This is a genomic window from Mycolicibacter nonchromogenicus, from assembly GCF_002101775.1.
Classification (GTDB): domain Bacteria; phylum Actinomycetota; class Actinomycetes; order Mycobacteriales; family Mycobacteriaceae; genus Mycobacterium; species Mycobacterium nonchromogenicum.
The window spans coordinates 1-4483 of record NZ_LQPI01000061.1 but is presented as its reverse complement, the minus strand read 5'-3'; the positions used below and the strand labels follow the sequence as shown (position 1 = coordinate 4483).

The 4483-nt window shown below is 65.0% G+C and carries 2 protein-coding genes; both read right to left on the bottom strand.

Translation table 11 applies throughout. The features are described from left to right. Positions 1-3896: type VII secretion protein EccCa (eccCa, locus tag AWC18_RS16815; protein WP_085139470.1), on the bottom strand; the 3896-nt coding region annotated here is incomplete at its 3' end. Then, positions 3893-4483, bottom strand: a 591-nt coding sequence (locus tag AWC18_RS16810) for a type VII secretion protein EccB (RefSeq protein ID WP_208858387.1), incomplete at its 5' end; no start/stop codon positions are given. The genes eccCa and AWC18_RS16810, both read right to left, overlap by 4 nt.

Sequence of the window (4483 nt, the reverse complement as noted above, 5' to 3'; positions counted from 1 at the left end):
AGGATTGCTCGTCCGGCGGGTAGGCGTGCGAAGCGTTGCCCGCGGATTTTGCCGCTGTCGGCGGGGTTACCGGAGAGCATGAGGGTGGTGGCTTGCAGGTCGTTGAGTCGCCGCAGCAGTGGGTTGGTCATCAGCGCGTGCGCTGAACCGGTAGCCCGTGCAGTGACGATGACCCGCAATCCGAGATCGTTTGCCTGCGACAGCAACTCGATCAGGGTGGTCCACGGCCTTTGCCCGGCATAGGGCCCAGACAGGGCCGGGGTGTCGGGGATGGCATCGACATCGTCGATGATCAGGTAGTGGGTGTGCCCGTCATAACTCCACGCCGCCAGGTCCGCCGCTGATAGGCCGGCGGGGGGCCGCCGGGAGCCGATCAACGCTGACAGGCCGAGCATGGCCGGGATGATCCGGTCGATGTTGGCGGTGTATTCGTTGTCGGGGAACAACGGCTCATCCACCAGGTGCAGACGCCGATCGAGCACGGTGAACGCCACCTGATCGGCGGTCGAGTTCTCCCGCACGGTACGGATGAGATGCCGCAGCAGGGTGGTCTTACCGGATTTGGCATCCCCGAGCACCAACAACAGCGGATTGTCGGTGAAATCGACTGCGACCGGCGCGAGGTCTTCTTCGCGCACCCCGATGACGACCTGCTCGGGCGCGGGGTAGAGCACTCCGGCTTCCTCGGGGGCCAGGTTGGTCGGCAACAACCGCACCGGCGGCGCCGCCAACCCGGCATGGCGGGCATTGATCGCCTCGATCTGCCCCAGATCCGGTTGCGCGATCAGGAAATGCTCGGCCGCCATGGTCAGGCCGCGACCGGGCTGATTGGCCGGCACCGCCTCAGCCGGGCGCGTCAACGCCCCGGCGACACGCACGTTGGAATCGCGGGCATCATGCAGTTTGAGCTCCAGACGCAACCCCAGCCCATCGCGCATCGCCAGGGGGACTTCCAGCCAGCTGGGGGTGGTGACCACGACATGGATGCCGTAGGCCAACCCGACATTGACCAGTTCGGTCACCTTGGCCAGCAGCGGGTTGCGGGTGTTGAACGCATCGGTGTTGTCGCGGCTGAACGCATACAGGTTGTCGATGATGAGGAACACTTCACCGTAACCATCATTGAGCGAGCCGATCCCACCGTCGCGGAACGCTCCGCGCTGCTGACGCGCCGCCAACAGGGCTTCGAGTTCGCCGAAGGTACGCCGGATCCGTTCGGGTTCCAGGCCGGAGGCGACACTGCCCACATGGGCCAGGCCTTCCACGGCCCGCAACTGCCCGCCACCGTAGTCCAGGCAGTAGAACGTCACCTCCCGCGGCGAATGCAGTGCCGCGGCCGACAGGATGAACGTCTGCAAGGCGGTGGTCTTACCCGACTTCGGCCCACCATGAATCAGCAGGTTCCCCGAAGCCGAGCGGGCATCGAAGACCAGTGGGTCGCGGCGCATCTCGAAGGGCTTGTCGATCTCCCCCAACGGCCACCGCAACGCCCGCTCGCCGATGCCGGCGTTGGCCAGCGTGGCTGCCAGCGGGATCGGCTCATCCAGCGGCGGCAACCACAACGCCGGCGCCTGGGGCCCATACTGGGCCAACTGCTCCCCGATGGTGGTGATCAGCTTGCGCGGCGGACCCAGGGTCTCATCCTCGACCTCACCGACCACTACCGTCTCCCCGGCGTCCACGGCGGCGGCGGTGAACAGTTTCGGCTCGGGCAGGGCATGCATGACCACCGAGCGGGCTTGGCGTGGCGGATCGTAGATGCCATCGACATAGGTGGAGCGGAACTTGATCGGCGCCGCGCCCGGGGCGGGCACCAAAAAGCCCTCACCTTTGTGCTCTTTACCCGATTCGATGTGGTAGGCGTCCTCCACCCCGATGATCTGACGCGACACGCTCGGCGAGGCGACCTTCAACCCGATCCGATACGAGGTGTTCTTGTCGATGTCCTTGATCCGGCCCACATCCAAGGTCTGCGACGCAAACAGAATATGAATCCGGAACGAGCGGCCCTTACGCGCCACATAATCGAACAATTCCGCATATTCGGGGTGATCGGCCAACATCAACGTGAACTCATCAGCAACGATGAACAACGTCGGGATCGGCGCCAGATCATGCCCGGCGGCGATCGCCGCCTCATACTCGGTCACCGAAGTAAACGCACTGCCCTGCACACGGCGGCCCGCCTCCCGCAACAACAACTCCCGGCGCGCAACCTCCCCGCGCAGGGTGTCAGCGAAACGATCCGCCAGGGACTTCTTCTCGGCCATGTTCGAGATCACCGCCACGACCTGCGGGAAATGCCGGAAAATGTCCGCACCGGCCTCCCCCTTGAAGTCGGCGTAGATCACAATCAACCGATCCGCGGAATGGGTGGTCAACAACGACAACAAGATCGCCATCAACGTCTGCGACTTACCCGAACCGGTCATCCCGATCATCAACCCGTGCGGACCCATCCCACCCTCGGCCTCATCCTTGAGATCGAAGATCAACGGCTCCCCGGTCGCGGTCACCCCAATCGGAACCCGCAACTCCTCCTCACGGCGACGGGGCGCCCACAACGCCGGCACATCCAACCGCGACGCATCACTGATGCCCAACAACGTGGTGAACGTCGCCCCGCGGGTGCCCGCCGACCGCAACCCCGCATGCGTCGGATTGGAATCCCACCGCGACAACCGCCGCCCCACATGCCCCGCCTCAGCCACACCCAACTGATCAGCGGCATCAACGAAGCGCTGCCAACCCCCCGACTGCCACCGATCAATCGCCACACCACCGGCAGTGATCCGCAGGATCGGACGCTCCGGGTCCGCATACTGCTCACGATGCGGGCCCACCACCCCGCGCTGCACGATCGTGACACCCGCCCGTGCTGCACCCAGCACCGAGGCCGCCACATCAAAATCCGGGTCATCAATGATCACCAACAGATGCCGCCCCGATTCGGCCGGCTCCCCGGTGAACGCCGGGCGCGTCGCCAACTCCGGACCCAACAAGCCCGCCAACTCCTCAGCACCAGAAGCGAGGTAGCGGGCCGGGCCCACCCCATCAACCTGGCCGGCGATGTCGACATGCGGCAACCACTTCAACCACGACCACGCCGCTGACTCCAACACCGGTGAGGCCAACGCCACCCCCAACACCGTCGGGTCATGCCACGTCACCGCCTGGGCCAACCAGGCCCGGATCGCCGCACGCACCTCATCAGCCGCGTCCTCGCCGTCCTCGCTCTCACCCAGGACGGTGATGCGCGACAGACGGGTCACATCCAGACCCACCGGCACATCACGCACCGTGCGCTGAGTGTCGAGCAGGCTGCGTAACGCACTGTGCGACACCGGCTCCAAATCCAGTTCATCAGCGATGTCACCGACCCGGACCGTGCTGGCCAACGCCACCGCATGCCGGCCCGTGCGCAGCACCAAGAAATCCTCATCATGCGGATCGCGTTCCCACTGCCGCCGCGACCCGGGCACCACCACCAGATCCGCCGGATCCGGATGCGACCACTGCGCCGCCGCCCGCTGCTTAGCCGCCGCACCACGAATGTTGTCGCGGACCACCGACAGATACCGCAGATAATCCGCCCGCTCGGCATCGACCTCCACCGTGCGGGCCTTCTTATCCCCACCCCGATAAATCCCGGCCGCAGCCACCAACAACGCAAACGGGAAGAACAACATCACCGGAGACACCAACCGCATCCCCGTCGCCACCATCGCGATCACCATGCCCACGATCAGCACCACAATCACCACCGGCAACGCCCGCTGCAAAAACGACGCCGGAACCAACCGCGGCAACTCCGGCGGCGGCTCAATGGTGATCGTGCCCGAATCAACAGGCGGAACAGGAAGCCGACGACGGGCCTCAAAAATCAAACGACTCACCGAGACTCCCCAACACTAGAAACACCAGCCACCCGACCCGGCCGCACATCCGGCGCCAACCCGTCATGAGCCAACAACGCATCACAGCGCGACAACGCCGGACCCGCAGCGAACTGCGACAACACCGACCACGGAACCGGCAACGGCGGCCCACTCAAACCCAACGCAGCAACCGTGTCACCATCACCACCAGGACCGGACTCGGTATTGATCCCATACCGCACACCGGTATCGGAAACCCAAAACAACGGACCCGAACTCACACCAGCAGTCAGATCACCACTGACACTCTCCACGAAATAACCCGAACCCGGCGCCAACGCCACCCGCGCCGCAGTCCCACCAACCCCGGCACCCACCAAATCCAACGTCGCCACACCCTCACGCAACGGCAACGACGAACCCGACAACAACACCAACGAACTCGTACTCGCCCCCGCCGGCCGACTCCACCACGCACACGTCACCGGCGCCGACACCGCATCAACCACCCGCACCGCATGCTCAGGAAACACCGACACATCCAACTGCCGCGACACCGGCAACCGCGCCACATCATCAGCACCCAACACCGGCGGCCGCTCCAA